Raw genomic sequence first — 1,439 nt, 5'->3', positions numbered from 1 at the left:
ACATACAAGCATATAATTAATTGCGTTAATTTTTAATCTCTCTATAATTTTAAAACTCCTTACCATGTTAAACTTATTTATATTATACAAAAGTTCATTTAAATAAAAAATAAAAGGCACAGACAGCGAGAAATTTAGCTTACACTAAAATATATTCCATCATTAACTATGATACCTAATTATAACAACTTCCTGTTTCCATATCAATCCAATTCATTTTACTCCTTAGATTATTTTTAATCTCCAATCCAAAAATACATCATTCCTGTTTCTCCATTTTCAAGTTCTACAAAGTAAAAATTTAAAGTTCTAGAATCAGGATAAAAGAATATATCAATAATTTTTAGTTCACAAGCTTCAAATTGTTCCATCTCGTTCCATGTAGGGCTAAAATCCTTTGGCATCTCATCACATGGCATAAAAAATGCTTCTCCTCCTGCAAACTCATAGTTTTTACCTAAATATTTAGTAATATCATTGCTTTTTTGAACAAATTTGTCGTTTTCAATTTCATACCATGCAGAGTAGAATGATGGTTCAAACCTTGAAGTATTAAACCATGACAAAAATTTGCCCTCACCATTAGTTAAAGCACCACTATCAATACTGCCAATTTTGTATAATCTCTTTCCATCGTATCTATAAAAAACATAATGAGGATCTCCACTTGGCCCTTCATCAAAATATGCAATTTCTAAAAATTCATCATTTTTGTCCAAATTAATAATTTTAACTTCACCATTAAACGAATAATCCATATAAAATTCTTGTTTAATACCATTTACTTCTATGTATGTTTGTATTTCTTGGTCTCCACTACGCTTATAAAAACCATCTAACAAAAGCTCAATTTTATCTGGTTGTCCATCTTGATTAAGATCATATTCCCCTTCTACTAAAAATGAAATAGGCTCTGATTTTGTTCCATTTACTTCTACATTAAAATCATAATTTATAAAACTATCTTGAAGTGGTCTAAAGTTTTTAATATCCATTTTATCTATATCTTCATTTTCCAGTATGTCTACATCTTCTGTTGTATTTTGTGGTGAGATCTCAGTGGGTGTTGGTTGAATTGTAGTTTCCTCTGTAGGTGTTGTTAAGTCTACTGTTTCTTGTGACCTTTTAGTTCCTTCTATTTCTTGGGTATTATCACATCCAGTAACACTAAAAAATATAATAGAACATATCAATAAACAAGAAGTCAGATGGCTACAATATTTTTTTAAAGATTTATTCATAATCTAAACATCCTCTCTATTAGTTTTTTAATTTAAATGCTATACTTTGGAGCGCCGTTTGTCAATGCACCCGTCGATGGCGGCAATATTTATATTTATCTCCAACTCCCCTTTGTTTTCAACCAAGCTTATTCTGATTGAACCTATAACTCGTTGCATATTTGTCTGCGCCTGTTTTAACAAACACAATAATCTTCT

At 29.6% G+C, this 1,439-nt stretch carries 1 protein-coding gene; it reads right to left on the bottom strand.

Annotated elements, in window-relative coordinates:
• Nucleotides 1-236: 236 nt before the first annotated feature.
• Nucleotides 237-1,241: a hypothetical protein gene (locus RBH29_RS17650; RefSeq protein WP_306698326.1), complete on the bottom strand. Its 1,005-nt coding sequence runs from the start codon at nt 1,239-1,241 to the stop codon at nt 237-239.
• Between the last annotated feature and the right edge of the window lie 198 nt (nt 1,242-1,439).

This window comes from Herbivorax alkaliphila (genome assembly GCF_030848475.1).
Classification (GTDB): domain Bacteria; phylum Bacillota; class Clostridia; order Acetivibrionales; family Acetivibrionaceae; genus Herbivorax.
This window is presented reverse-complemented; position numbering and strand designations above follow the sequence as displayed.

Excerpts from the sequence above, each read along its gene's own strand:
- RBH29_RS17650 (WP_306698326.1), bottom strand. The coding sequence starts at position 1,241 with ATGAATAAATCTTTAAAAAAATATTGTAGCCATCTGACTTCTTGTTTA.